Annotated in this window: 20 protein-coding genes; 7 read left to right on the top strand and 13 right to left on the bottom strand. The window is 49.5% G+C overall.

Annotated features, from left to right (window positions below):
- Positions 1 to 64 precede the first annotated feature (64 nt).
- Both KTO58_RS06275 and KTO58_RS06270 read left to right on the top strand, forming a co-directional pair.
- The gene (locus KTO58_RS06275) at positions 65 to 337 is read left to right on the top strand and encodes a hypothetical protein (protein ID WP_095840199.1); all 273 of its coding nucleotides are present in this window, start codon (positions 65 to 67) and stop codon (positions 335 to 337) included.
- Between the two features lie 94 nt (positions 338 to 431).
- Complete coding sequence (locus KTO58_RS06270) at positions 432 to 938, top strand: ester cyclase (RefSeq protein ID WP_157753156.1); 507 nt, start codon at positions 432 to 434, stop codon at positions 936 to 938.
- Positions 939 to 959: 21 nt separating this feature from the next.
- Here KTO58_RS06270 and KTO58_RS06265 read toward each other — a convergent pair whose 3' ends face one another.
- Together KTO58_RS06265 and KTO58_RS06260 are read right to left on the bottom strand one after the other, a co-directional pair.
- Positions 960 to 1400: a CBS domain-containing protein gene (locus KTO58_RS06265; protein ID WP_095840201.1), complete on the bottom strand. Its 441-nt coding sequence runs from the start codon at positions 1398 to 1400 to the stop codon at positions 960 to 962.
- A 715-nt stretch (positions 1401 to 2115) separates the two neighbouring features.
- Positions 2116 to 2970: a hypothetical protein gene (locus tag KTO58_RS06260; protein ID WP_095840202.1), complete on the bottom strand. Its 855-nt coding sequence runs from the start codon at positions 2968 to 2970 to the stop codon at positions 2116 to 2118.
- Between the two features lie 214 nt (positions 2971 to 3184).
- Between KTO58_RS06260 and KTO58_RS06255 the strand changes: the two genes are divergently transcribed.
- Positions 3185 to 4102 carry a M57 family metalloprotease gene (locus KTO58_RS06255; RefSeq protein WP_095840203.1) on the top strand — a complete coding sequence of 306 codons (918 nt, stop codon included), beginning with the start codon at positions 3185 to 3187 and terminating at the stop codon, positions 4100 to 4102.
- Positions 4103 to 4192: 90 nt separating this feature from the next.
- Here KTO58_RS06255 and KTO58_RS06250 read toward each other — a convergent pair whose 3' ends face one another.
- Entirely contained in the window at positions 4193 to 4582 is a 390-nt protein-coding gene (locus KTO58_RS06250) for a winged helix-turn-helix transcriptional regulator (protein WP_095840204.1), read from the bottom strand.
- Positions 4583 to 4687: 105 nt separating this feature from the next.
- Here KTO58_RS06250 and KTO58_RS06245 point away from each other — a divergent pair, with 105 nt between their 5' ends.
- From KTO58_RS06245 to KTO58_RS06235, 3 genes are all read left to right on the top strand, one after another.
- On the top strand, positions 4688 to 5086 hold the full coding sequence (locus KTO58_RS06245) for a DoxX family protein (protein ID WP_095840205.1): 399 nt from the start codon (positions 4688 to 4690) through the stop codon (positions 5084 to 5086).
- Positions 5087 to 5184: 98 nt separating this feature from the next.
- Positions 5185 to 5787 (top strand): FMN-dependent NADH-azoreductase, encoded by a 603-nt coding sequence (locus tag KTO58_RS06240; RefSeq protein WP_095840206.1) that lies wholly within the window; start codon positions 5185 to 5187, stop codon positions 5785 to 5787.
- 129 nt (positions 5788 to 5916) lie between these two features.
- Positions 5917 to 7671 (top strand): alkaline phosphatase D family protein, encoded by a 1755-nt coding sequence (locus KTO58_RS06235; RefSeq protein ID WP_095840207.1) that lies wholly within the window; start codon positions 5917 to 5919, stop codon positions 7669 to 7671.
- A 72-nt stretch (positions 7672 to 7743) separates the two neighbouring features.
- Here KTO58_RS06235 and KTO58_RS06230 read toward each other — a convergent pair whose 3' ends face one another.
- From KTO58_RS06230 to hppD, 8 genes are all read right to left on the bottom strand, one after another.
- Positions 7744 to 9558 carry a glycoside hydrolase family 35 protein gene (locus KTO58_RS06230; protein WP_095840208.1) on the bottom strand — a complete coding sequence of 605 codons (1815 nt, stop codon included), beginning with the start codon at positions 9556 to 9558 and terminating at the stop codon, positions 7744 to 7746.
- Between the two features lie 91 nt (positions 9559 to 9649).
- A complete protein-coding gene (locus KTO58_RS06225; RefSeq protein WP_095840209.1) occupies positions 9650 to 11347 on the bottom strand; it encodes a GMC oxidoreductase in 1698 nt (565 codons plus the stop codon).
- Between the two features lie 81 nt (positions 11348 to 11428).
- The gene (locus tag KTO58_RS06220) at positions 11429 to 13126 is read right to left on the bottom strand and encodes a GMC oxidoreductase (protein WP_095840210.1); all 1698 of its coding nucleotides are present in this window, start codon (positions 13124 to 13126) and stop codon (positions 11429 to 11431) included.
- A 140-nt stretch (positions 13127 to 13266) separates the two neighbouring features.
- Positions 13267 to 13842 carry a gluconate 2-dehydrogenase subunit 3 family protein gene (locus KTO58_RS06215; protein ID WP_095840211.1) on the bottom strand — a complete coding sequence of 192 codons (576 nt, stop codon included), beginning with the start codon at positions 13840 to 13842 and terminating at the stop codon, positions 13267 to 13269.
- A 178-nt stretch (positions 13843 to 14020) separates the two neighbouring features.
- Positions 14021 to 15004 (bottom strand): hypothetical protein, encoded by a 984-nt coding sequence (locus tag KTO58_RS06210; RefSeq protein ID WP_095840212.1) that lies wholly within the window; start codon positions 15002 to 15004, stop codon positions 14021 to 14023.
- A 111-nt stretch (positions 15005 to 15115) separates the two neighbouring features.
- Entirely contained in the window at positions 15116 to 15952 is an 837-nt protein-coding gene (locus KTO58_RS06205; RefSeq protein WP_225860083.1) for a L,D-transpeptidase family protein, read from the bottom strand.
- A 135-nt stretch (positions 15953 to 16087) separates the two neighbouring features.
- Positions 16088 to 16276, bottom strand: coding sequence for a hypothetical protein (locus KTO58_RS06200; protein ID WP_095840213.1), 189 nt, complete (start codon positions 16274 to 16276; stop codon positions 16088 to 16090).
- A gap of 167 nt (positions 16277 to 16443) precedes the next feature.
- Positions 16444 to 17568, bottom strand: coding sequence for a 4-hydroxyphenylpyruvate dioxygenase (gene hppD, locus KTO58_RS06195; protein WP_095840214.1), 1125 nt, complete (start codon positions 17566 to 17568; stop codon positions 16444 to 16446).
- A 517-nt stretch (positions 17569 to 18085) separates the two neighbouring features.
- Between hppD and KTO58_RS06190 the strand changes: the two genes are divergently transcribed.
- Positions 18086 to 20065 (top strand): S9 family peptidase, encoded by a 1980-nt coding sequence (locus KTO58_RS06190; RefSeq protein WP_095841688.1) that lies wholly within the window; start codon positions 18086 to 18088, stop codon positions 20063 to 20065.
- A 47-nt stretch (positions 20066 to 20112) separates the two neighbouring features.
- Here KTO58_RS06190 and KTO58_RS06185 read toward each other — a convergent pair whose 3' ends face one another.
- A complete protein-coding gene (locus KTO58_RS06185; protein ID WP_095840215.1) occupies positions 20113 to 24318 on the bottom strand; it encodes a carbohydrate-binding protein in 4206 nt (1401 codons plus the stop codon).
- A 172-nt stretch (positions 24319 to 24490) separates the two neighbouring features.
- Complete coding sequence (locus tag KTO58_RS06180; RefSeq protein WP_095840216.1) at positions 24491 to 25297, bottom strand: acetolactate decarboxylase; 807 nt, start codon at positions 25295 to 25297, stop codon at positions 24491 to 24493.
- Between the last annotated feature and the right edge of the window lie 258 nt (positions 25298 to 25555).

The following is a 25555-nucleotide window of genomic DNA, read 5'->3' as shown; positions in this document are numbered from 1 at the left end:
AAAGTTATCCTGCCTTGCAACTTTTTTATGGATGGTTCGTCTTTATTTACGTAAACGCCATTATATGAAAAAGGTACTTGTACTTATGGTGATCTTGCTGGCAGGGGTAGTAACCCTGGGAGCGTCGTATTTCTGTTCGGGGTCTGGTGGCCGGGGTTATAGTGGGGGTACGGCGCCCTTGTTCCTGATGCAATCCTATATGCAATTAAATACGCGGCTGATAGCCGATCCGGAGCATTTCTCTGTTACTGATGGCAGCTGTGCACCTGCATCCGGGCAGGATGTACCTAAGAACAGGTTGTTTATTCCGTTGATCATGGAAGGACTTTGGAAATAGGTCCGGAGGGTACTGTAGTAGCTATCTCAAAAAGTTACCCTATGTGATTGGAGCGGGGTATGAAACCCCGGAACTTTGGCTGACAAAAATCGTTATGTCAGCAGTTATTCCTTCTTTTATTGTTTTGGCTTTTGCGTCTTTGCTGTTACCGGGTTGTGGCCGGGTAGCTGAGCGGCGTCCTGTTTCGCAGGCGGATCAGAACAGGCAGATCGTTTCCCGTTATTTTTCTCAAGTATGGAATGAGGGCCGGCTGGAGGAGCTGGATGTGTTGTTATCGCCCGGGTATATTAACCATACGCCCAGTGTGCCGGATCCTCCTCCGGGGCCTGCGGGTCTGAAGCCTATTGTGTCGGCGTTGCGGACTGCGTTTCCGGACTTGCATTACGAGATACAGGACCTGGTTGTCAATGACAGCATGGCGGTAGCCCGGGTGACGGTGAGCGGTACTCATAAGGGACCTCTTTTTGGGAGGGCAGCTACCGGGAAAAAATTTACCGTGAACCAGATCAACATTGAAAGGATTGTCCGTGGCAGGATCGTTGAGCACTGGCGGGTGACGGATGAATTATCGATGATGCAGCAGCTGGGTTTGATAAGATAGCCAGGAAGGTTTGCTCATGGGCTAGTGATGGGTGCCATTGATATAACTTTCCAGGTTATTGATGACGTATCGTTGTTCGTCGATGATAAACTTTACGACATCTCCTATGGAGATGAGTCCTGCGAGGCGGCCGTTATCGTCTACTACGGGCAAGTGGCGGATATGTTTATCGGTCATTTTGATCATGCAGTCTTCGATGGAGGCATCGAGGGAGACGGTGATGGGGTTTTCTGTCATGATCTCGCGGATGCGTGTTTCTTTGGATGCGCGGCCTTTGAGGATCACCCGGCGGGCGTAGTCGCGTTCGGAGAAGATACCGAGGAAATTGTCACCATCGAGTACTACGAGGGCTCCTACATTTTTATCTACCAGGACGTTCAGTGCTTCATACACTGTATCGTCGGGGTGAACTGCATACACAGCGTTTCCTTTGGTATGTAAGATATTTTGCACTTGTCCCATGGTGAACGTGTTTAGCGGTGAACAATGAAAAAGAACGAGTATTTCTAAATTAATAAAATTACGGGCAAAAAACAAGAGGTGGGATGACACCGGCTTTCACGAGGAGGCCATCATGAAGATAACGAGATTGGCTGATCTTTGGTATCAGTGCATAAAAAAGCAGGGTGTATTACCCTGCCTTTATATGTATAATCAAAAACCCCTAACCTATAATGTCTTTATGGGAGGCGGTATGTGTTTGGCTATGGGATGTGTCGGGGCGGTATTTTTTTGCGGGTATGATTGAGCCATTCCTGCGGAGGAGAAAAAGAACAGGAGTATTCCCAGTCCGAGTGCGGTTCTACATGATATTTTCATACACGTTGCATTTGATGATTAAAGAACAAGCGGAATAAAGTTAGGTTACTATGCGTTTCCTCGGATGTTCATTATCCTCAAAAAGTGTTCATTTTATTCATTGAAAGTCTGTCAGTTATACATCGTTCACCTAAACGGGAAATACCTGTTGGATATAGGAATGATATACGAATGTTATACGAATGATACAGGAGAGGTGGACCTGAGCACTTAACCATTTAACTATCAATACGATACACCAGCTAATTATTACTTAATTTATTGTTTTACAAGCTATTACTGTTGCTGTAAATAAGAAAGGAGGCCGGCCCAGCAGCCGACCTCCCGGTTTGTATGGTCCTCTTCCATTAATAACTTATCAGGGTTGTGCAGCTGCTGCTGTCTGTTGGTTTACGATTGGCCAGATACCCGGTTGGGGGAAGCTGATGCCTTTATTTTTACTCCGTTGTTGTGCATCTTGTCCGAAGTAGTACAAAGGCCATCCTTTGTAGGTCAGTTGTTTTCTACCGAATACGTCGATGGTGGTGAAATCGGAAGCCGCTAAAACGGAAGGGATACTTTTGAGTGCAGCGGTTTCATAGATTGGCCAAACGGCGTTGTTAGAGAAGTCTGATCTAGTGTAGTTGTTTTTATTGAAACGGTCATTTCTGAAAGCATACAGGGTGCGACCAGCTGCGTCGGTGAAGTACTGTACGATCTCATCACCTTCTGTGTAATTACTGGTGTAGTGTTTGTTATCGTGGCCTACCAGTTGACCATTCATGAGCATGATCGTGTAATCGGCTTTGGCTACGTACCATACTTTACCGACGTTCTCTCCTTTCACGTCGCCAGCGGCGCCATCGGCGTTGTAATAGTACAAAGGCCATCCTTTGTAGGTGGTTTGTTTGTCGCCATCAGGACGGGTGATGGTACTGAAATCGCTTGCCAGCAGGCCTTCTGGCACTCTGATCTCGGCGGCATAAAAAACAGGCCAGGTGGTGCGACATCCGCCGGTACATACGGAGTTGCCGGTGGTGTCGCGGGTGAATAGGTACAGGGTTTTTCCTAGGCTATCGGTTAATACTTGTCCTAATGAAGTTTGTCTTAAAGTGATGTTGTTGGCAGGTGGCGGAGGTGTTGTCGGATTATTATTATCATCTTTCTTACACGCGGTCATGGAGAGGCCGCAGATGGCTACTACAGCCAGCTGGCGTTTGATTGCATTTAACATAGACTTGTTGATTTAATTTTTCTCGATGTACTGATTACGCCAGAGAATTACCGGAGGTTGCTCCCTGCTGAAAAAAATTTTTCAGCAGGATGGGGTAAAATAAAAAGGCGATGGTATCCTTTATACAGGAGCTCCTATGTTTACCTACGACCATCAAATAGCTATGTTGGTCTGCATATCGACCCAAATTGAGTAATAACCAAAATCTACAACCATGAAGACTCCCTCTATGCGTGTGTCGCTGGCACTGGTGTGCCTGGCCGGCGCGATGTTTACAGCCTGTAAAAAAGACAACAGACCTGCTTCTTCCCCGAATACCCCTATCAATAATCTCAGTAAGGCAGAGAACATAAGGATCCTGGAAGCCGGTTTTAACCCCTCTAATGCGTTTAAACAAGGAAACGGTTATGTTGTGGAGGGGGACGTGTTCCTGACGGCGGCGCAACTGGATGCGATGGCAGCTGATATAGTTGCTTTAAAGCAGCGCAAGCCTGGTACAGAGCAGTACCGGACTAAATACGTGGTAACGCGATTACCAAGGGTATTAAAGATCGCGGTGGATGCCGGCGGTTCGGATTCCCTCTTTAAGGTATGTGTACAAAAAGCGATAGACCGTTATAATGCGGTAGGCCTTCAATTATCTATGCAGCGGGTAGATAAATCCGTCAGCAATGATATACTGGTAACTGCCCGGGATCTGGGTACTACTCCAGATGGCAGTATTATTCTCGGGCAAGCGGCAGGATTTCCGGACAGCCTGGGTAATCCTGCCAAGGGGTTTACGTTGACGACGCGGGTATATTCCAACAGTTATAAGAATGTGGATGAGTTGACGACGGTGATCGCACATGAGATCGGGCATGCTATAGGGTTCCGTCATTCGGATTATCATATGCGCAACTACAGTTGTGGTTATTCGACATTGGATCAAATACTTGTCTGGCTTGGTGAGAAGCCGGTGGGTAATTACAATGAAGGATCCGGTGGTGCGGATGTTGGTATGATCCATATTCCGAATACGCCTACTGATCCTGATGCCAAGTCCTGGATGCTGGCGTGTTCTGACGGTACGAACCGGCCATTTACGGCTAATGATATTACTGCGCTGAAAGCGGTATACCTGAAAAAATAGTTATCGGGTCAATGAAAAATGCCGGTCCGGAACTTGTGGTTCCGGGGCCGGCATTCCTTTTATGAATATACTAACTTATATGCGTATACGCTAATTATTTTCTGAGTTACCTGTTACCTGGGCGCGATGTGCTTCTCTCAGTGTGATGCGATGTTGTTCTCCCCATGCGATGAGGGATTGCAGTACATGTCCGAGTGAGTCGGCATAATCTGTCAGTGCATATTCTACTATTACAGGTGTTTGTGTGTAGACTATTCTTTTGACGAAGCCATTCAGTTCGAGGTCTTTCAGTTCGTTGGATAATACGCGGGCGGAGATACCTGCGATGGCGCGTTGCAGTTCGTTGAACCTCATGGCACCGGCATGTTTTAAAGCGCTGATCACACGTAGTTTCCATTTTCCGCCGATCGCATATAGTGCATCGTCCAGGGCTGCCTGGTAGGCGCTACATTTTTTTTCCCGTGTTAGTTGATCTTTCATCTGATTGTGTTTAGGCACTAATAAAAAGGTTAGTACTAACCTTTTGTATACTGCTAATCATTTATTACCAAATGTAAATAGTTTTGGTGTACTAAAACTCATCACATGAAAGGAATCAAAATTACTTACTGGGTTGTGACAAGTGTCATCGCGTTGATGATGTGTTTTTCGGCCTATGCGTATTTAACGCAAGCAACTGTGGAGGCGGGTTTTCAGCATTTAGGTTATCCCGGTTATTTCCGGGTAGAGCTGGCTGTTGCGAAGCTGACGGGTGCGATATTATTGCTGACGCCGGTGAGTGGGCGTATCAAGGAGTGGACGTATGCGGGATTCACGTTTACATTTGTATCGGCATTTATTGCGCATACGGCTGCCGGTGATCCAATTGGCAATGCGGTGGGACCGATCGTCGCGCTTTTACTGCTGGCCCTCTCCTACTTTACTTATCACAAGTTACAACACTCTGTGGCGGCGGCTACTCCTGTAGCCAGCTACCGTTATTAATCAGCGCTATTTTATTCTGCCCCTGCATTTAAAAAAAGACGAAGTCTTTGACAGGGGAATGTTATGTCTATACATAAATATTTTAAATATCGAAGCAAATGAAAAATATATTGCACATCATTTCGAGTCCACGGGGCGAGGCCTCTTACAGTATCCGTTTGGCCAACGGCATTATTGAGCGTTTGCAGGCTACCTATCCTGGTAGTGTTGTAACGGTACATAACCTTATCAGCGATCCTATACCGCACTTGCAGGACCTGCATATACAGGCATTCTTTACGCCTGATGAGCAATGGAGTACGGAGGTAGCGGCGGCGGCACGAATATCTGCTGATGCGATTGCGGCGTTGCAGGCAGCCGACATTATCGTGATCGGAGTGCCATTTTACAACTTCAGTATACATTCCAGTCTGAAGGCGTGGTTAGACCAGGTGGTGCGGAGAGGTATCACTTTTCAGTACACGGAGAATGGCCCGGAAGGGTTACTGACCGGGAAGAAGGTTTACCTGGCTTCGGCATCGGGCGGTGTTTATTCGGAGGGGCCGATGAAAGTCTATGACTTTTCGGTGCCTTATCTACAGGCGGTATTGGGGATGATAGGGTTAACGGATATTACTGTGGTACGTGCTGAGGGCACTGCGATACCACAGTTGCAGGAGACGGCCCTTGAGAAAGGTCTTGGCAGCCTGGTGATATCTTAGGTATTGCTATTGCCTACCGCCGGCGGCTTTATGGGTGTTGGCGGTAGGTAATTTTTAATATACACTTAATACGGAGGGGCAGTCATAAATTGTAATATCGGGGGATATTGTATTTTTAAACCCCCTATCATGACCCAACCACAATTGCCCCGTAGAAAATTCCTAAAGGACGCCCTATTGTTAACCAGCGGTGTACTCCTGGCCCCTAATTTTATTAGTTGCAAAGACGACAAACAGGTATTGAGAGGCTTTTCTGCCGACAATTTCCGGTTGTCGCAGTTTGAGCACGGTGTAGCCAGTTTTGATCCTACTTCTTCCCAGGTGATCATCTGGACACGTTATTCCACTACGCAGCCATCTGCTACGCTGCAATGGCAGTTGGCGACGGATGCGGCATTTACTACGATCCTGCGTCAAGGCGAGGTGACCACTGATGCCGGCAGGGATTATACTGTAGCGGTGGAGATACAGCAGTTGCCTGCAGGGCAGCGATTCTACTATCGTTTTGCCAACCAGGCGGACAACACTGTTTCTGATACTGGTCAGACCCTTACTATTGCTGCGCATCCTTCGCAGGTGAAGCTGGCGATCTGTTCGTGTGCGAACTATGCTGCCGGACTTTTCAATGTATACCATGCGATGGCGAATTCGGATGCGGATATCATTGTGCATCTCGGCGACTACATTTATGAATATGGTGACGGTCAGTATGGTACGGATGCGCATACGGCTGCGCTCGGGCGGAATCATCAGCCTACGCATGAGATCTTGTCGCTGCCTGATTACCGTACGCGATACAGGCAGTACCGTACGGATAAAAACCTGCAGCTGGCGCATCGTACCAAACCATTTATCTGTGTATGGGATGATCATGAGATTGCCAACAACACCTATAAGGACGGTGCAGAAAATCATCAGCCTAATGAAGGCAGTTTCCAGGTGAGGAAGCAAGCTGCTTTACAAGCGTACAGTGAATATCTTCCCTTTAAGAGTACGTCTATCCAGCAGATCTACCGCACCTTCACATTTGGCAGTCTGTTGAGCCTGCATATGCTGGATACGCGGGTGATCGGCCGTGAGAAGCAGCTGGCCTATGCGGACTTTATGCGAGTGCCTGCTGGGGGGACGAAGCCCCAATTTGATCAGGCGGCGTTTGTACAAGCCTGGCAGGCGCCTACCCGTACGATACTTGGCACGACACAACGGGACTGGCTGATCAATAAAGTGAACGGCAGCAATGCCCGCTGGCAGGTATTGGGGCAGCAGGTGTTGATGGGTAAACTGCTGATAGACGAGGAGCTGATGCGGGTACTTATTCCTATCCTGGCCTTGATAGACGGCGGTGGTACGCAGGACCCCTCTGTGCTGTCGAGCCCACAATTCTCCTATGCCAGGAAGAAACTCGCCAAGCTGGCCACTGCGAGACGCTATCAGCAGGAGACGCAGCGCAGCCGTGCGAATGCGGTATTACTCCCTTACAACCTGGATGCGTGGGATGGCTATCCGGCAGAGCGGGAGTACCTGTATAATGCCTTTAATAAGCCTGTCATATCGTTTGCGGGCGATACGCATAATGCCTGGTATAACCTATTGAAGGATAACGGCGGTGTGGAGAAAGGGAAAGAGCTGGCGACGGCCTCTGTGAGTTCACCCGGATTTGAGAAGTACCTGGGGTTCCTGTTCAACACCTGTCCGGATCTGCTAGGCGCTTTTGAGACGCTGGTACCGGGGTTGATAGCGGATGTGGAGTATGTGAATGCTTCGAAGCGGGGTTTTGTGCAGATCACTTTTACGCAGAGCCAAGTAACGTCTGAATGGACATTTGTGAATACTATTACTGCGGAGACATATACGACGACTAAAGAGAAGACCCTCACCTTATAGCCAATGTCGAATTATTTTACAGACCATGTGCTGCTGCCGGGAATACCGGTGTGCAGCACACGGTTGTGTATTTTAGAGGGACGCCACTCCGCTGATGGGGGCGGGTGTTACCTGGTGGAGGTCGAATACTACGACTTCATTGTTGCCTTTTTTGAGCCAGGAGGCGGGGCAATATAATCTGTATTGCGGGCCTATTTCCCAGTAGCGGCCTAGGTTATGGCCATTTACCCATACGATGCCTTTTTTAAATTTAGACATATCGATGTAGGTATCGGCGGCTGTTTTCAGTTCGAAGCTGCCTTTAAAAAACTGTCCCGGGCGTTGGGCGGTCTGCGTTGTTTGTTTCAGGCCGGTGATGTAATCGGTGTTCATGGGCAAGTTGAATACGTCCCAGTTCATCAGGGTCATGCCATTGAGGGTGGCTCTGTCTGTGATCCCTTTCCGATCGATGAGATGTTGTGCGAAGTTGATACGTCCCATGCCTTCTACCAGTATTTCGAGTTCGGGATGTGCTACCTCACTTTTGGGTAAGGTGATACTGTTCTCACCCAGTCTTCTGTCGATCTTTCCTACGTATTGTCCGTTGAGGAATACGGTAGCATAGTCGTGGAGGTCGGTGAGTACGAGTTTCCCGCTTTTGTGTCCGATGAGTGTTGTTTTATATACGATGAAGCCATAGTCCTGCGCGTATGCTTCGAACGGTTTCGGCTGTACGGAATGGACAGCTGCCGGTAGTTGTTGCCATACGGAGGTGAAGGGCGTGAGTTGTATTTCGGGAAAGGTGGTGGTGGGAATTGCTGCCGGTATGCGCGGTAATTTTTTGCCTTTGGGCAGGTAGGTGCTGATCAGGTCGCGGAGGGCGTGGTATTTAGGTGTAGCATTTCCCTGTTCGTTGATGGGAGCGTCGTAGTCGTAGCTGGTCACATCCGGTTCGTAGCCTTTTCCGCCGGAGTTGGCGCCAGCGGTGAAACCGAAGTTAGTGCCGCCATGAATGACATAGAGATTAAAGGACCTTTTGGTATCCATGAGGAATTTGACTTCTTTGAGGATGCCTTCGGGTTTGGGTCTGGCCCAGGCTTCGCCCCAGTGTGTGAGCCATCCCGGGTATGATTCGCTGCTGAAGGACGGTACATCTGGCTGTTGTTTTGCGGCCTGTGCGAAGTCTTCTTCGGAGCCACCGGAGTCGAGTCCGATGGCGGCGCCCGGTACGGACCCAGCTTCGAGCATGTAGGCGGTGGCGCCATCGGCGGTATAGAATGGGACGTTAATCCCCTGTTGTTCCCACAGTTCTTTCAGTTTGAGGAGGTATTGTTTGTCGTTGCCGTAGCTACCATATTCATTTTCGATTTGTACCATGACGATGGGTCCGCCATTGGTTACCAGCAACGGTTTTACCTGAGTTGCGAGGGCCTGGATATAGCGGGTGACGGCGTTCATATAGCGCGGGTCCAAGCAGCGTACTTTGATATCGGGGGTACGTAGCAGGTAGGGCGGCAGGCCACCGAATTCCCATTCAGCGCAGACGTATGGGCCTGGGCGGAGCATGACCCACATTCCTTCTTCCTGGGCTATTTTGATAAATTCGGCGATGTTGCGGTTTTCGGAGGAGAAGTCGAATTGACCTTCCTGCGGTTCCTGGTAGTTCCAGAACACGTAGGCGGCGATGGTGTTGCAGCCCATTGCTTTGGTCATTTGGATGCGATGGCGCCAGTATTCTTTCGGGACGCGGGCGGGATGCATTTCGCCGCTGATCATCTGGAAGGGTTTTTCGTCCAGCAGGAAGGCGGATTTACTAAGGGCGAAGGTGTGCCTGCCTTGTGTTTGTGCCTGTACCTGTGCGGTATAGCAGGCAAGGGCCAGCACACTACTGAAGAGTAGTTTTTTCATTGTTACTGTCTGTATTGTTCACTAAAAAATATGCTATAAACATAAAGGCTGGCCGGCGGATGACCGGTCAGCCATTATGTTATTGACCGGATCAGATATTTCCTTTTTTGGCCTCTTTCACGGCGAAGTCGCATGCTCTTGCTGTCAGCGCCATGTAGGTGATAGACGGGTTCTGGCAGGCGGATGAGCTCATGCAGGAGCCATCTGTGATGAATACGTTCTTCACGGCATGCAACTGGTTGTTGCCATTGAGGACGGAGGTTTTAGGATCTTTTCCCATGCGTGCGGTACCCATTTCGTGGATACAGTGTCCGGGGGGCGGCATATCGTCGTAGCCGCCTACATTTTTGAGACCTGCGGCTTCGAGCATTTCTTTGGCGCTTTCGAGCATGTCTTTTCTCATGGTCATTTCGTTTTCTTTGAAGGCGCAGTCGATGTCGAGGGTGGGCAGGCCGTATTTATCTTTTTTGTCTTTGTTGAGGGTGGCTTTATTTTCATAATAAGGCAGGTGTTCGCCCCAGGAGCCGACGCCCATGCTCCAATCTCCCAGATCTGTCTGTGCTTCTTTGAAGGCGGCACCGATGCCATCCCAGGTGGTACCTCTGGAGCGATCTGCGCCCCCTTGGTATCCGAATCCCCGTACGTAGTCGGTGCGTTTGGTGGCTTCGCTGATGTTGCGGAAGCGGGGGATATAGATGCCGTTGGGGCGGCGTCCGCTGCTGTAGTATTGGTCTTTAAAGCCATCGAAGGAGCCCCAGGCGCCGACGCCGTAGTGGTGGTCCATGAGGTTGTGTCCTACCTGTTCGCTGTCGTTGCCGAACCCGTTGGGGAAGCGGCTTGATACGGAGCTAAGCAATATCTGGGTGGTGCCGAGGGTAGATGCGTTTAGGAAGATGATATTGGCGTAGTATTCGATGGTCTGCATGGTATGCGTATCGAGGATACGGACGCCGGTGGCTTTTTGTTTTTTGTCGTCGTATAGTACTTCGAGTACTACGGCATCGGGGCGCAAGGTGAGGTTGCCAGTTTTGGCGGCGGCCGGCAAGGTAGCGCCGTTGCTGCTGAAGTAACCGGTGAAGGGGCATCCTCTGGCGCACAGGTTACGGTACTGGCAGGGGCCGCGGCCATGGAGACCTTTGGTGAGGTGTGCAGCTCTGCCGATGGTCATGATGCGATCGTTAAAGTGTGCTTTGATGCGACCGGCGACATGTTTTTCGAGGCAGTTCATTTCCATGGCAGGCAGGAAATGTCCATCGGGTAGTTGAGGGAGGCCTTCAGCTTGTCCGCTGACGCCGACGAATTCTTCTACATAGCTGTACCACGGTTCGATGTCGCGGTAGCGGATGGGCCAGTCTACGCCATGTCCATCTTTGGCATTGGCTTCGAAGTCGACATCGCTCCAGCGATAGCATTGGCGGCCCCACATGAGGGATCTGCCTCCTACCTGGTAGCCCCGTAGCCAGTTGAACGGTTTTATTTCGTTATAAGGATTTTCTTTGTCGTTGACCCAGAATTGCTGGGTGGCTTCATCGAAGGCGTAGCAGCGGCTCTGGATGGGGAAGTTTTCTTTCATTTCGTTGGTGAATCCGAGGCGGTGTTCGAATTCCCAGGGTGCTTTCATGGCGGTGGTGTAGTCTTTCACATGTTCTACGTTGCGACCTCTTTCTAGTACGATGGTTTTCAGGCCTTTTTCGCACAGTTCTTTAGCGGCCCAGCCGCCGCTGATACCGGAGCCTACCACGATGGCGTCGTAGGTATTTTGTTCTACTGCTCTGATGTTAAGATTCATTGTTGCAGAATGATAAAGTGCTGACAGGTCAGGCGGGTGCGGTGAGGCTACCCTGCTGCCTATCAGCACTTATAATGAATGCTAGATATTTCCTTTCTTCAGTTCTTTGACTGCGTAGTCCGCTGCTCTGGCGGTGAGCGCCATGTATGTGAGTGACGGGTTTACGCAGGAGGCGGAGGTCATGGAGGCGCCATCTGTCACGAAGACATTTTTCACGGTATGCACCTGATTCCATCCGTTGAGGATGGAGGATTTAGGATCGCGGCCCATGCGTGCGGTACCCATTTCGTGGATGGCCATTCCGGGCCAGGAGCCGTTATCGTATGTTTTTACATTTTTGATGCCGGCAGCTTCGAGCATTTCGGCGGCATCGTTGGCCATGTCTTTGCGCATTTTCATTTCATTTTCTCTGAACTTGGCGTTGAATTTCAGTACGGGTTGGCCCCAGGCATCTTTGGTGGAGGTATCCAAAGTGACGAGGTTATCTTCATAGGGCAGGCATTCTCCGAATCCACCGAGTCCCATGGACCAGGTGCCGGGTTCTGTCAGCATTTCTTTGAAGTCTTTACCTACGCCCATTTCGGCGATACCGCGGCTCCAACCGCCGCGACCTGCGCCACCCTGGTATCCAAAGCCACGGATATAATCGCGTTTGTCGCTGCCGACGTTGCGATAGCGGGGGATATAGATACCGTTGGCACGGCGTCCGAAGAGGTATTTATCGTCGAAGCCTTCGGCTATACCGGAGGCGCCTGTACGGAAGTGGTGGTCCATAAGGTATTTACCCAGTACGCCGCTGTCGTTGCCGAGTCCATTGGGGAACCGGTTGGAAGTGGAGTTCATGAGTACGAAGGTGCTACCCAGTGTGGAGCCATTGACGAATATGATCTTGGCGTGATATTCGATCATTTCTTTGGTATGTTTGTCGATGACGCGCACGCCGGTGGCTTTTCCTTTTTGTTCATCGTAGACGATGCTGTTTACGATGGAATCGGGTCGCAGGGTGAGGTTTCCTGTTTTTACGGCAGCGGGCAGTGTAGATGACTGTGTGCTGAAGTAAGCGCCGAATGGGCATCCGCGGCTGCAGAGGTTACGGAACTGGCAGGCGGTACGGCCGGGCAGTGGTTGTGTGAGGTTGGCTACGCGACCGATGGTCATGATACGGCCCTGGAAGCTGGATTCGATCCTTTTCTTCACCTCTTTCTCTACGCAGTTCATTTCCATTCCTGGCTGGAACTGGCCATCGGGCAGTTGTGGCAGGCCTTCGCGGGTGCCGCTGATACCGGCGAACCGTTCTACATAGTCGTACCAGGGGGCGATGTCTTTGTAGCGGATGGGCCAGTCGACGGCGATGCCATCTTTGAGGTTGGCTTCGAAATCGAGGTCGCTGAGGCGATAGGACTGGCGGCCCCACATGATGGATTTGCCCCCTACGATATCAGGACGGTACCAGTCGAAGCGTTCTACTTCGTTGTATGGGCTATCGACATCTTTGATCCAGAACTTCTCGTTATGTTCGCTATATGGGTAGTCCCTGCTTAGTTTGGGATGTGTTTCGCGTTGGTCTACGGTAAGGCGGCCACGATGTGGGAATTCCCAGGGATCTTTGGTAGCGGTGTCGTAGTCTTTAACATGCTCGAGGGGCTTACCTCTATCGAGCATTAATACTTTTAATCCTTTTTCGGTCAGCTCTTTGGCAGCCCAACCACCGCTAACACCTGATCCTATGACGATGGCATCGTAGGTGTTCTGCTCCTGCGCTTTTATATTAAGATTCATGGCAATACAATTTAAGACGTGAAGAAAAAACGTGGAATGAACCGTTTTGCTGTAACTGGCAGCTAAGTCTTCCCGCACGGGGGAGTGGATCGGACGGAATTACGATTACATTTAACACTATGCTGTTGCTGTGGGTGTAACTAGACAGCCCAGGCTTTATCGCCCTTTTTATAAGGTACGCATCCTTCGAATTTACCAGGAACGGCTACATAGCGTAAAGCTTTGGTGGCGCCTGGTTCGGAGGTAAAGTAGCCCAGCAGGGTGAGTTCTTTTACGGCCTGGAAATAGTGAGGAGGATCTTCTTTTTTCTTGTTTTCGCGTTTATTGTAAGCCACTCTTTCTTTGTCGATATCGGTGAGTAGGGTGGTACGTTGTTCTGGTGTGAGGTCGACAAATTTTTTGCTGAACTGTTTTTCACTTGCAGCGTCAATTTTCTTCAGGCCTTCCAGGAACTGTTGCTGATCTTCCGGCTTATAGCAGTCGCTGACCATTCTCACGATAAACTCATCTACTTTAGCTGCTTTAGCGCCTGGTGTGTTTGTTTCGGGGATGATGGTTTCGGCGATTTCCGCCAGTAATGATTTTGTCTCCGGTGTGGACAGCTCATAGTTTTTCGGACCGGAAGATTTACAGCCGTTGAGGGCTGCTAACGTGGAAGCAGTCATCGCACTGCCTAGCAAAAGGGCCACGTTCCTGATGGCTTCTCTTCTGTTCATAATAGTAAATTGATTTGACCTTTGACAAGTTTCAAAAAATAATTGAGATTTCAAAATGGAAGTGTCGGACGGAAAACCCGCTGGAGGCAGGTCCGTAGGAAGTGGTGACCGGAGGGGGCCTTTCAGGTGGTTAAAGGCTGTGTAACTGACAGTTAATAATGGCTCAGGAGGGTCAACCCTACTGGCCGATGATAACGGTTCGTCCGTGGGTAGTATCTCCGTTGAGGATGGTTTCGACCTTTTTTATGGTGAGCTGGCCGGGGTTGCCTCCCCCTTTCATGATGGTAGTGGACGATTCCAGGGCTTTGAGCATTTGTTGATATCCTTTGATGGTAGCGCTGTCTTGTCCGGCCATTTGACTGGACAGGAAGCCTTTGATGGCCTGTATCAGTTGTTGGCGGGCGGCCGGATCTGTGGGATTAGCCTGTAGGTCCTGCTGTGCCTGGGTGAGGGTGTTGAAGTTACTCAGGTCGTTGATTACGGTGGTGGTGGTTAGTGATTGTTCCGGATCTTTGCCTGCTTCGAGTGCGCCCAATATTTGCCGGTACCGGTTTACGGTGAAGGTATCGTACCGGTGTTGCGGCTCGTCGAGATATTCTTTCAGAGCTGCCAGGTATTGCTGGCGGAAGTCTTTATTGGTGGGGCTAGCGTTGTATTGTATGCGGGCTTTTTCTACGTTTTCTTGTCCTAAAGCAGACAGTCGTTGTTTGCCATAGGGGGAATCGTCGCTTAGTACGACGATATTCTTTTCATATCCGGGGATATATTTTACTACGAAGAACTGGCCTTGTGGCGGTATCAGTATTTCGTTTCGGAGGGGGTATATGGCGGCGGACATGGTAGAGAATCCGGTGATGACATCTTTGCCATCGGCGGTTTTGAGCAGTACGTCGTAGTCGTACACGGGGGCATCGTTGAGGGTGGAGTTAGTATCTACGGTGCGGGTGATGACAGCTTCTCCTTTGATGCCATAGGCGTTGAGGAACCAGGCGTTAAGGTAGTGGGCGAGGAATATATTGGCCAATGCGCCCAGGAAGCCGAGCAGCAGGAATATCCATTTGCGAATGAGGCTGGTGAGCAGGATGCCGAGAAACAGGAGTATGAGGAACGACCATACGGGATGGTGGCTCAGGAAGTACAGTACAAATGAGAGGCTCTTCATAAAATATGGATTAGGCGGCGCCGGAGCGCTTACATAAAACTAATAAAAAAAAACGATCCATCGTTATGACGGATCGTTTCCCATATTTTAAATCGCCTCTATTGTATTGTTTTACATGCCACTTCCGCCCTGTGGCTTTACGGGATCGGGGCGCAGGGAGCTGCCTATGCGGGCACCTGCCAAGAGCTTCATACCGCTGGTGGTGTATTTACCCTGGCTATCGACGAGTACTACCGGCAGGCGGTGGTGTTTTTCGAAGTAGTCGTAGGCGGTTTTGAGTTCGAGCCAGAACTGTTGGGCGGCGTTGTCGGAGAGGGATACGCTGCCGAGGTAGTCCATGGAGCGTATGTTACCGAATTTCACGGGGAATACGTGCACGGGTATAAAGTCTTGTCCGGCATTTTTGGCGTTGACGGCCAGTATGTATACTTCTTCTATGAATTCGTCTGTCAGCGGTATACAGCCTATGGTGAGGCAGTTGCCATGGATATAGATCTCTCCGCCGGGGCGTTTCTGATCGCTCAGGATGCGATCGGAATAGTTGGGATAGTTGATGCCGAGGGAGAGGTGGTAGCTGCTGTTAGGATTAAAGTCGTTGACGTAGTAGAAGCCTTCCGGTACCTGGCGGTCGCCTTCTTTGCGTTTGGGACCCATTTTGCCGGAGAGGGTACATACGCGGTAGCTTTTGAGGAGGCGGAAGGTATCGGCTACGTTATTTTTCACCCAAATCTCCAGTTCGCTATCGAGTTTGAAGGAGCGGATGTACATAAATTTTGCCGGATAGGGGATGCCTTTTTTGGCGAACTCCTGTTTGAGGCGTTCTTCTTTTTCCCGGTAGGCGCTCCCTACTTTAGGGAATAGTTTCTGGTTATCCAGGAAGGATTGTTGTGCCAGTGCAGCGGTACCGCTCAGTAGAATTCCTAATGCCAGTATAATCTGCTTCATCATCAACTTTAACAATATTTTATACTTAAATAATAGCGTTGCGGTGGCTATTTGCGTGGTATTTCACCAGCTGGGCTTTATTTCTCTTTCTCTGCATTAACGCATAAAACATGCTCTAACGTATGTGACTGGCTTGTTTTACACCAGGTTTACATACGCCAGGAAAAATAGTAATAATGCAAAAATACTATATATTATCATACCGACTTTCCTGTTAGCAAAACGCAGGATATAATGCCTGTGGCCCTGATAGATGAGTATGGCGGTGATGGCTTGAAAGATGCCACCCAATAGGAAGAGGATCCCGAATAATGTTTGTGTCTTCATAATTAAAACGTATCCTCAAAGCTAAAATCAAAAAAGGGGAAATCAAAACGCGGGGGTTGTGGTATTACAGAAAGCTGCCCTGCTTATGACGGCGAGGGCAGCTGTTGTTGTTGTAACCTTACAGTGAAAAAAAAGAAATGTATGGGGGCCTTTGGATAGTGTTTTTATCAAAGGTTGCCACGTAGTGCCTGTTCGCGTTCGATGGATTCAAACAGTGCTTTAAAGTTGCCTTTTCCGAAGGATTGGGCGCCTTTGCGCTGGATGATCTCAAAGAATACGGTGGGGCGATCTTGTACGGGTTTGGTGAAGATCTGGAGGAGGTATCCTTCGTCGTCGCGGTCTACGAGGATGCCGAGTTCGCGCAGGGGGGCTATATCTTCATCTATCTGGCCTACCCTATCGAGCAGTTCTTCGTAATAGGAGGCAGGTACTTTGAGGAATTCCACGCCTCTGTTTTGCAGATCGGAGACGGTGCGGATGATATCGTTGGTGGCGATGGCGACGTGTTGTACACCGGGACCTCCGTAGAAGTCGAGGTATTCTTCGATCTGGGATTTCTTTTTGCCTTCCGCCGGTTCGTTGATGGGGAATTTTACTCTACCGTTGCCGTTGCTCATTACTTTACTCATGAGGGCGGAGTATTCTGTGGAGATGTCGCTATCATCGAAGGAGATGAGGTTGCGGAATCCCATTACGTTGGCGTAGTAGTCTACCCAGGTGTTCATTTCGTTCCAGCCTACGTTGCCTACGCAGTGGTCTACGTGCAGGAGGCCTGCATCGGCGGGGTTGTAGGTGGTTTTCCATTCTTTGTAGCCGGGCAGGAAGGGGCCATTGTAGTTTTTGCGTTCGATGAAGAGGTGTACGGTTTCGCCGTAGGTGTAGATACCGCTGCGTACTACTTCGCCGAATTCGTCTTTTTCGACTACGGGTTCGAGGTAGGACCGGCCGCCTCTTTTGATGGTTTCTTCGTAGGCTGCGCGAGCGTCGTCTACCCAGAGGGCGAGTACTTTTACGCCATCGCCATGTTTTTCGATGTGCGTGGAGATCTCGTTACCTGGTTGCAGTGGGGTGGTGAGGACGAAGCGGAGTTTGTTTTGTACCAAAACATAGGAGGCGCGATCTTTCACGCCGGTTTCAGGGCCGGCATAGGCTACTGACTGAAAGCCAAAAGCCGTTTTGTAATAATGCGCCGCCTGTTTGGCATTCCCTACATAGAACTCTACATAGTCAGTACCGTTGAGGGGAAGAAAATCGCGGGTCTCAGTTGCCGCAGGTGCTGTTGCCAAATCCATAACAAATTGAAATTAAGGTGAGATTGTGTTGGTGTATGATCTGAATTGGTGTATGATCAGAATACCTTTAAACGATTATGCAATAAAGTGAGTGAGTGTGTGTGCTGTGTGAAGGTGCTTATGATGGTATCACCGCAGTGTGCAGGGAAACGATCTAGCGCAGGCCAGGCTGCCGGAAAAAGAGTGAAATAATGGAAAAAGAAAAGCCACCGTTGAGGTAGCAGGTGCCGGCCTTAAGCCGTTAACGAATCCATAGCGAGCGTTGCCATCAAGAAGTAGTATTTCTTGTGACGTTGGTCTGTGTGAGGATAATATGAATGCAGGTCGTGCATACTCGCAAGCTACAATTAAAACTATGAAATTCCAAATCTGAAATTTGTACTAATCAAGATCGGGCTAACAATTTTTAAATATTAACGTTGAATAACTAATTTCTAACTTCGGTTAACCTGTATTACTATCAAGTCCAGTTAATTTTACACATTACCGTATTATTTTCAGAATTATGAGCAGCGCGATGCAAATTATTATCAGCACATTGGTGACGGCTGGCGCATCTTTAGGGGTGCAGGCGCAGCCGAAACCCGGAGACACTACCCTCCCCTCCCCTGAGGCGGTATTTGAGCAAATGGGGCATTATGACAAAGGTAGTTTCCGGTACCAGGTATCGGATTTTTTTGCCAAGCCTAAACAGAGTGGTTTTAGTTTATCTCCGGACGGTAAGTATTTGTCTTACCGGGAGAAGGATGCTAATGCGAAGCGGCATGTATATGTGAAGGAGCTGGCGACCGGTGAGGTGACGCGGGCTATTACGGAAGGGGAGCAACTGGTATCTACCTATGTATGGGGATATAACAACCGGTTGCTGTACCTGCAGGATAAGGGCGGGGATGAGAACTATGAGTTGTTTGTCGCTGATGTAGACGGCAGTCATCAGCAATCACTGACCCCATTTAAAAACATCAAGGTAGAGGGTATTTATCGTATTGTATCGGACCCGGATCATGTGGTGGTGACGATGAACAAGGAGGATCCTGAGATTTTTGAGCCATTCAAGCTGAATATTGTCAACGGGCAGTTGGAGAAGCTGATGGAGAATAAGGACAAGGAGAACCCGATTATGGGTTATGATATCGACAAGGACGGTTTTGTACGCGGTTATAGCCGGCAGTTAAATGGTACGACCAATGTGCAGATGTATCGTGCACCCGGGGAGACGGATTTCCGCGAGGTAGCGCGTACGGACTGGCGTAACGACTTCAGCATCTTGGACTTTGATTATACTGATCCGAAGGGACACCGGGCATATGTGCTTTCCAACCTGGAGACGGACAAGTCGGTGATACAGTTGTACGATCTTTCTGTGCGTAAGGTGATCAAGACATTGTTCGGGCACCCGGTGTTTGATGCGGGCGGTATAGGTACCTCCCGTGCCCGTAACTACGAGATCGACTACTATAGTTATGATGGGGATAAGGCGGAGCTGGTACCGGTGAGTGCTTATTTTAAGCGGTTGTATGCGCGGTTCAAAAAGGAGATCGGCGACAGGAGTGTGAGCATATCGGCTGCTACGTTAAAGGAAGATAAATACCTGTTGTTTGTGAGCAGCGACCGGTTGTACGGTGCTTATTATACTTACGATGTAGCTTCCGGCAAGCTGGAGAAGATGTTGGACCTGATGCCTAACCTGAAAGAGCCGGAGATGAGTGCGTCGAGGCCGTTTTCTTTTACTGCGAGGGATGGGCTGACGGTGCACGGTTATATTACGTTGCCGGCGAATGCGCCTAAGGGGCAACCGTTGCCGATGATCGTGTATCCACATGGTGGGCCTTACGGTGTAAGGGATAGCTGGGGATTTGATTTTGCGGCGCAGTTGTTTGCCAGCCGTGGATATGCGGTGTTGCAAGTGAACTATCGCGGTTCCGGCGGATATGGTAAACAGTTCTTTCTGGCGGGAAGTAAACAGATTGGCCGTAATATGCTGAACGATTTGGAGGACGGGGTGCAGTATGCTATCAAGAAGGGATGGGCACAACCCGGAAAGATCGGTATCCACGGTGGTAGTTATGGTGGCCTGGCGACGCTGGGCAGCCTGGTGAAGACACCGGACCTGTATGCCTGCGGAGTGGACTATGTGGGCGTCTCTAACCTATTCACGTTCTTTAAGGCCTTCCCTCCTTACTGGAAACCATTTCTGAAACAAGTGTATGAGCAGTGGTATGATGCGGAGTCGGCGGCGGACCAGGAGATTATGAAGGCAGTATCTCCTGCGCTGAACATTGATAAGATCACCAAACCTTTATTCATTGTGCAAGGCGCGAATGATCCCCGGGTGAATATTCAGGAGTCGGACCAGATGGTACGGCAGTTGCGGGCGAAAGGGCTGGATGTACCTTATATGGTGCGTTATAATGAAGGGCATGGCTTTCATCATGAGGATAATTCCATTACTTTTTACAAAGCCATGATGGGATTTTTTGCCCAGCATCTGAAGTAGCAGTATTACAAGATACATCCAGCGGACCGGTACTTATAGCCGAGTGATTATTCTATCATCAGCTTATAAGACCGGTCTGTTACTTTTATGAAGTAGATACCAGGCAACAATCCATTGATCTCTATCACGTTATCTCCTGTTACGAGCTTTCCTTGTTTTACTATCCGGCCCTGTACATTCAGTACGTAGTACCAGGTCTGTTTATCTGATAGCAGGTGTACCAAAGTTGAAGCGGGATTTGGATATATCTTAAGGGCTGATTTTCCGGATGCGACAACCGGGGGTTTTCCCCAGGTCATGAAAGCGGAGCGATTTTTCGCCCATGTTTCTTTTTCCTGTATTTCCCACCAGTTGATATTGAATCCGGAGGTAGTTGCCTTTAAGCGGAAGGTGTAGGTACCTGCGGTATCTATGTTTAGTTTGCCATTGACGGTAGTCCAGTTCTGCCAGCCTTTTGTATCCGGGATATTGACGGTGTCTAATGCCTGGTTGCCGGACAGGAGCAGGAGTTGTCCGCCCTGGTTGTAGGCAGCGGACACGCGGTATTTCACGATGTATTCGCCTGCATGCGGTAAGTTGACCTGATAGTCCATCCAGTCGCCGTTGTCTATCCAGCCAACGTTGAGATTACCTTCCAAGTCGTATGTCTGTTCTGTTTGTATGCCTGACATGGCGGTATAGTCTTCTGCTTCGATATGTGTGGAAAATCCTTTGAAGGGTATCCTGAGATCGAGCCAGTTCACGTTGTACTGTCCATTTTCTGCCAGCAATCTGATGATGTGATCACCGGCGGGCAATGAGATGGATGCTATCAGTGTTTTCCAGGATTGCCAGGCGCCTGTATTAGGGACGTTGAAGGTATATTTTTTCTGTCCATCGAGCAGTACGGTAACTTTACCTGTGCTATCGGGGCTAGCGATACGTAATTTCAGCTGGTAGTCGTCCGTTGCCGGTGTGTATATTTTGTATTCCATCCAGTCGCCGGTATCGATGTATCCGATGTTCTCTCCTCCTCCGCCATCTGCACAAGATTCTGTTTGTACACCATTCATTCTGGTGTAGTCTTCTGCCTGTATTAAGGCGGGCAGTATTACTTCCGGTTCAGCAGGTGTTGTAACGGTGCCGCATATTTTGCATTCAAAGATGGAGTATCCCCAAGGGGTGTTCCTGGCGGTGCCCAGCATTTTGAGGTAGCGGCCGGTGTAGTCGAGGTTGGTAATAGTATCTATCCGGTTTCCCAGCGGCATATTCGTTTTCACGGCCAGAGTGTCCCAGTGGAGGCTGTCTTTGGAAGCGAGGAGGTAGTAGTTTTTCGCGTTGGCAGCTTCCCAGGAGAGGGTTACTTCGCTGACATGAGCGGAGGTTCCCAGGTCTACGGTGAGTTGTTGAGGATCTTCGAATTTGCTTTCCCATCGGGAGCCTGGATCGCCATCTATAGCGGCATCTGCGTTTCCGGAGGAGGCGACAGCGCTGGCGGGGAGCAGGTCGTAGCAACCGGTGGGTGCATTGCCATAGGCGGGCAGTGAGGGATAAGTTACCAATGTAGCGGCAGGTACGGGGAATGATGCGATGAGAGCGCCGGCGCTGTTGTAGATGTTGCAGTTGCGGGTGCTTTTGGTGCTGTTGTAAGCGACTGCATGGCTGAACGTTCCATTTTTTTCGAATACGCTGCTCAAGGGGAAGTCGGTACGGAAGTTAGTAGAGAAGCGGCCGAGGTTTTGGTCTGCATGCGTGTAGAAATAGGTCATGCTGGCGGTTACATCTTTGAGTATGTATTTATCGCTGGATTCAGCCAGTTGTCTGTTTTTGTCTATATAAGCGGCGGTATATGCCGGGTCGAACAGTTGCCGGAATCCCAGCATGACGCCAGCCCAGTCGACGCCCAGGTCAGCTTCTTCTTTGAGGCCATCTTCGGCGATGGTTTCGCGGAGCATATCGGCGTATTCGCGTTTTGCCCAGGCGGTATCTCTGGTGAGGTATTTGAATCCGGGATTTACGGGCAGGTATTGGATACCATGTACGTATGCATCCGGGCCACCGAAGTATTTGGCATGTATGGCGGCCTGATCGAAGAGCATGCCGATCATGTTGTAGTTAAGTCCTGCGGGCAGGTTTCTTTTTTTCCAATCGAACCAATATTCGAGGCAGGCATATGATTCGCTGGAATATCCGAAGGCGGCGGCATCTTTGATTTCCTGATCATTGAGGAGATCGCCGAGGATGAACAGGCCGATCCATGACTGCATAGATTCGGAGGATGACTCCTGGTTGTTGCCATTAGGGGAGCTGATGCCGCCGGCGTAGCTATGTCCGGCCCAGGGACTGAAGGTGCGCAGGAAGGGGAAGCGATTATCCGCGCGATCCCAGTTGGCATATTGTTTTGCGACCTGTTTGATCATTTCTCCATATTGCTGCAGGAAATCGGGATCGGTCATGCCATACAGGGCGCTAGCCAGTATGAGGTATCCGTAGTGGAAATGGTTGTCGGTAAATGCGTAGGACCAGTAGCTTTCGTTGAAGCCGACTATTGCGCCCCATCGGTCATAGCGGACGAAATAATGATAAGGTTCACCCGGTGTATAAGTGAGCCAGTCGACGAGTGCGGCTTTTGTTTTTTCTTTTAGTGTCTGATAGGATTGATGATGCAGTTCTTTTGCTATCAAGGTATTTTTAGCCAGGTTGACGAGGTCTTTTCCACCCCAGTAGGTATCTGCACCATATCCTTTTACCCTGGAATATTTACTAAGTAAGGAGAACATGAGGGAAGGATCGTAGGGATGGGCATCTGAGGTGTCTCTGAACGGTGCGGAGTAGGTAGGTAATATGCCATCAAAATTGTAGGTGAAGGCGAATGAGTTGCCGATGGCTGTTTTGATGATACCACGGATATTCCGGTAGTTATATCCGGCAAATTGTATGTTATGCTCAGCGTTGGCGTATAAGTGTGGCAGGAATCCCTGCATAACCGGACCATTTGTTCCTCCCCGGAGGTTTTGTGTGGTAATGTTCCAGTAGGAGTATACTTTACCTGCGGCGGCATCGTACCGGTAGCTCAATTTTGTATCGGTGGGTCTATTGCAGGCGTACTGATCGAAAGTCGGCAGATCGGTTAAAGCGGGTAGTGCTGACAGTACAAAAAAGGCATCCTGGTTATGGTTGTTGAGGACGAGGCGGGTGGTTATTGCCGGATCGGAGCCCCAACGGGAGTTAATGTTGCCATCGTTCACGTTGGTACCGATATAGTAGCCTTGTATGGAGGAGACGGTAACGGGTTGGCGCAGGGAGATCAGTTGTTCTTTGTTATAGACGCTCATTTCCCATATGGAATAACCGAAGATAGTAGCTTTATTGGTAAGCTGGAGGCGGATATATTTGCCCGCTGCTTTGCTTAGTGATATGTCGTCCAGGTTTCCATCGCCTTTGATCTCGGAGAATACTGTTTGCCAGTGGATGCTATCGTCGGATGTCTGCAGGTAATATCCGGAAGCGAAGGCGTTTTCCCAGTTGATTGTGACCCTGGTAATAGGTTGTGAGTGTCCCAGGTCGATGACTACGTATTGTTGTCCCTGTATCTCTGCGGTAGTTTTATTGTCGAAGTGTAATCCGAGGTACCTGTCACGGGTTTTGATGATGAAGGGGGCTGTGGTGGGAAATTCGACGGTACTGCCATCTTGGTGGAGATAGGCGGGTGCCTCTCCATCCATCGAGAATTCGGGATTGATGCCATGGGTCTGATACCAGACGAAAGGTTGTCCTTGTGCCATGGTAACATCGATACTGGTATTATGTGCGCTATCTTGCTGGGACATGATCAGGCCCCAATCTGACCAATCTTTTGCAAATGCTTTATCCGGTTGGTATCCATTGGCGCTGATCTGCAACTGGGGTCCGAGGATCATGCCAGCTCTTTTGGCATCTACTTCGTAGTTGTTCGGAAAGAATACGTTGAGTCCATTTTCTTTTGGTTCGACGACAAGCGGAGCGATCCACAGTTTACCGGTTTTGTTGCCACTAACGACCAGGTCGGTCCACCAGTCGTTGGTGGGGATGGCCTTTTTGTTGTCTTTGGCGACATAGATGGGGCGTTCGAAGGCGAATCGTTCGACGGAGCCGGGGCCATCTTCTGAGGATAGGCCGGCGGGCGGGTAAGCGGCGTAGCTACCTGCGCCGACGGGGACGACAGTCTGCGCTGTTGTCCGAGCTATGCCACCCAAAATGAGTAAGGCGCATAAGCTAAATTTCACGGTTTTCATGGTATATGTGTTTAGGTTGGTTGTGTTGGCAGTTGTAGTTGTTTTTTATTGGTACGGGTATTAAAGGAGCATATTATTTCCGGCCGGTAGCTGTATATGCAGTACCAGCTGGAGCGGCAGCGTTACACGGGTAGGTTAGATGTTGTGGTTTATGTAGGATATGAATATGGTGTTATTTTTTGGCTCCTCTTTCTACGCTTTTGATGTCTTCTCCCCTATCTTTTTTGAAATCGAAATGATCGAAGGCGGCGTTTTTGGTGGGTACCAATACGGTGTAGCTATCGAGTTCGGATATTTCGACAGTAATGTCATCGGTATAGAGATCTACCATATGTCCGCCTTGTTTTTTGGAATCGGACAGGTAGTGAAAGTGATATCCGGATATATTGGTATTATCCATAAATGCTGGTAGCCGGTATCCTATGAGATCGCCGGAGGTGGCGGTATATTCGAAAAAGTGTTGTTTGTCGAGTATGGCAGACAGGGCGGGATAGGGAGGTTCGCTTGGCGGGAAGGCGCGGGTGCGCATTTTAGCGAAGCGGCCTTTGATATGGATTGCGTACAATCCGTTGGGATTGGTGAGCAGGCTATCGAGGCAATGAAAGAATGCTGGTTTGTTCATGCCGGCTGGTATCTTAACGGAGTGGTCGGCATGGAAGTAGTTGACCATAGCGAATGGTATGAGTGGGTCGTTGGTGACTTCGAATGTTTGTCCGGAGGCTTGTGTTTGGTATACTTTTCCTTTGAACATGACGAGTTCTCCATCAATTTTATCTGGGGCACCCAGGCCGAAGTCGCCGTTGGCTTTCAGTATGCTGACGGGATACAGGCCATCATACAATCCGCCGATCAATCCACCCGCTATACCTGCGGTCAGTAGTGTACGTGATTTGTTGCCGGGGGCGGGTTGTTTTTTAGTTACCTGGGCAAATAACGCAGTGGGTACTATCAGTATGGTGAGGAGTAGTTTGTAGTTCATATCTTATGTTTTGAAAGTTACAGGCAATGGCAAGGACCATTGCCTGCGGTTACCTGATGGAGGGCCATCAGGCAGATTGTAGGTATGTGAACGATAGACGGAATTGAATGCTATTGGTATGATGCACGAGGATTGGTTTTTCAGCTACTTATAATAAGGTTGGCAAGATACGGGAGCAGGGGCCGTATGATGTTGTGCCTTAATTCGCGTCAAAGATAATGTTGAAATTATTATGCTATGGGGTTGTTGTGGTGCTTT

Source organism: Chitinophaga pendula (assembly GCF_020386615.1).
Lineage (GTDB): Bacteria > Bacteroidota > Bacteroidia > Chitinophagales > Chitinophagaceae > Chitinophaga > Chitinophaga pendula.
Note: the sequence above shows the minus strand (reverse complement) of the source record. Positions and strands in the feature narration are given on the sequence as shown.

Bases quoted from the DNA above. Each gene is read 5' to 3' on its own strand.
- KTO58_RS06275 (WP_095840199.1), top strand. From the start codon at position 65: ATGAAAAAGGTACTTGTACTTATGGTGATCTTGCTGGCAGGGGTAGTA.
- KTO58_RS06270 (WP_157753156.1), top strand. From the start codon at position 432: ATGTCAGCAGTTATTCCTTCTTTTATTGTTTTGGCTTTTGCGTCTTTG.
- KTO58_RS06265 (WP_095840201.1), bottom strand. From the start codon at position 1,400: ATGGGACAAGTGCAAAATATCTTACATACCAAAGGAAACGCTGTGTAT.
- KTO58_RS06260 (WP_095840202.1), bottom strand. From the start codon at position 2,970: ATGTTAAATGCAATCAAACGCCAGCTGGCTGTAGTAGCCATCTGCGGC.
- KTO58_RS06255 (WP_095840203.1), top strand. From the start codon at position 3,185: ATGAAGACTCCCTCTATGCGTGTGTCGCTGGCACTGGTGTGCCTGGCC.
- KTO58_RS06250 (WP_095840204.1), bottom strand. From the start codon at position 4,582: ATGAAAGATCAACTAACACGGGAAAAAAAATGTAGCGCCTACCAGGCA.
- KTO58_RS06245 (WP_095840205.1), top strand. From the start codon at position 4,688: ATGAAAGGAATCAAAATTACTTACTGGGTTGTGACAAGTGTCATCGCG.
- KTO58_RS06240 (WP_095840206.1), top strand. From the start codon at position 5,185: ATGAAAAATATATTGCACATCATTTCGAGTCCACGGGGCGAGGCCTCT.
- KTO58_RS06235 (WP_095840207.1), top strand. From the start codon at position 5,917: ATGACCCAACCACAATTGCCCCGTAGAAAATTCCTAAAGGACGCCCTA.
- KTO58_RS06230 (WP_095840208.1), bottom strand. From the start codon at position 9,558: ATGAAAAAACTACTCTTCAGTAGTGTGCTGGCCCTTGCCTGCTATACC.
- KTO58_RS06225 (WP_095840209.1), bottom strand. From the start codon at position 11,347: ATGAATCTTAACATCAGAGCAGTAGAACAAAATACCTACGACGCCATC.
- KTO58_RS06220 (WP_095840210.1), bottom strand. From the start codon at position 13,126: ATGAATCTTAATATAAAAGCGCAGGAGCAGAACACCTACGATGCCATC.
- KTO58_RS06215 (WP_095840211.1), bottom strand. From the start codon at position 13,842: ATGAACAGAAGAGAAGCCATCAGGAACGTGGCCCTTTTGCTAGGCAGT.
- KTO58_RS06210 (WP_095840212.1), bottom strand. From the start codon at position 15,004: ATGAAGAGCCTCTCATTTGTACTGTACTTCCTGAGCCACCATCCCGTA.
- KTO58_RS06205 (WP_225860083.1), bottom strand. From the start codon at position 15,952: ATGATGAAGCAGATTATACTGGCATTAGGAATTCTACTGAGCGGTACC.
- KTO58_RS06200 (WP_095840213.1), bottom strand. From the start codon at position 16,276: ATGAAGACACAAACATTATTCGGGATCCTCTTCCTATTGGGTGGCATC.
- hppD (WP_095840214.1), bottom strand. From the start codon at position 17,568: ATGGATTTGGCAACAGCACCTGCGGCAACTGAGACCCGCGATTTTCTT.
- KTO58_RS06190 (WP_095841688.1), top strand. From the start codon at position 18,086: ATGCAAATTATTATCAGCACATTGGTGACGGCTGGCGCATCTTTAGGG.
- KTO58_RS06185 (WP_095840215.1), bottom strand. From the start codon at position 24,318: ATGAAAACCGTGAAATTTAGCTTATGCGCCTTACTCATTTTGGGTGGC.
- KTO58_RS06180 (WP_095840216.1), bottom strand. From the start codon at position 25,297: ATGAACTACAAACTACTCCTCACCATACTGATAGTACCCACTGCGTTA.